Annotated in this window: 1 protein-coding gene; it reads left to right on the plus strand. The window is 69.1% G+C overall.

What is annotated here, in order from left to right:
* Window positions 1–2: 2 nt before the first annotated feature.
* Window positions 3–1,211, plus strand: a protein-coding gene (locus ABD161_RS15665; protein ID WP_344005097.1) for an IS3 family transposase whose coding sequence is annotated in 2 segments (ribosomal slippage) — window positions 3–312 and window positions 312–1,211 — 1,210 coding nt annotated over the 2 segments. Because the reading frame shifts where the segments join, the coding sequence is not laid out codon by codon here. This gene is flagged as partial in the annotation.

Below are 1,211 nucleotides of genomic sequence, written 5' to 3' on the forward strand. Positions count from 1 at the left end.
GGATGGCTAGGAAGAACTACACGGACGAGTTCCGGCAGCGCGCGGTGGACTTGTATGAGTCCACGCCGGGTTCGACGCTCAAGGGCATCGCCGGGGATCTCGGGATCTCTCGGGGTGCGCTGAAAGAGTGGGTCGACAAGTTCGGCTCCGGGGTCACGGTTGCCGCTGCGTCGCCGCCGGGGGCGACGGGGCGACCGGAGTCGCAGGCGGCGAAGGTCCTCCGGTTGGAGGCCGACCTCGCGGCCTTGCAGGCCGAGGCCCGCAAGCTCGAGACGGAGCGGGACATCCTCCGTCAGGCGGCGAAGTATTTCGCCGGGGAGACGAACTGGTGAACCGCTTCCAGTTTGTTGAGGATCACAAGGACGCCTACGGCGTGAAGCGGTTGTGTGAGGTCGTCGAGGTCGCCCGCTCGTCGTTCTACGCCTGGCTGGACTCCGCCGGGCGGCGAGCCGCGAAGGCGACAGACGACGCGGTGTTGGCGGCGCGGATCCGGGTGCTGCAAGACCCCGCTCAGGGTGGCGACCGCGCCTACGGGGCGCCCAGGATCACCGCCGACCTCAACGACGGTGTGCCCGTGGCGGAGCGGGTGAATCACAAGCGCGTCGCGCGGGTAATGCGTGAGCACCGTCTCGCGGGGATCCGGTTGCGACGACGGGTGAAGACCACGATCCCGGACCAGTCCGCCAGGCGCTTCCCCGACCTGATCGGACGGGACTTCTCCGTCGGCGACCCCGGCCGCCGCTACGTGGGCGACATCACCTACCTGCCTATCGCCGACGGCACGAACCTCTACCTCGCGTCCTGCATCGATCTCGGCTCCCGGAAGCTCGCGGGCTGGCAAGTCGCCGACCACATGCGCACCGAACTCGTCGAAGACGCCCTCCGTGCCGCGCACCGCGACCGCGGGTCGCTGGTCGGCGCGATCTTCCACTCCGACCACGGCAGCGTCTACACCTCGAAGGCCTACGCCGCGCTCTGCGAGCAGCTGGGCGTGACCCAGTCCACGGGCGCGGTCGGCACGAGTGCCGACAACTCACTCGCGGAAAGCTTCAACGCCACGCTCAAGCGCGAACTCCTCGCCGGCCGGTCAGCGTTCCCGGACCAGGCCACCGCCTACCGGGCCGTGTTCCGGTGGGCGAACCGCTACAACACTCGCCGGCGCCACTCCGCGATCGGCAACATCAGCCCGAACGCCTACGAAGCCGCACGCT

Source organism: Microbacterium paludicola (assembly GCF_039529675.1).
GTDB lineage: Bacteria > Actinomycetota > Actinomycetes > Actinomycetales > Microbacteriaceae > Microbacterium > Microbacterium paludicola.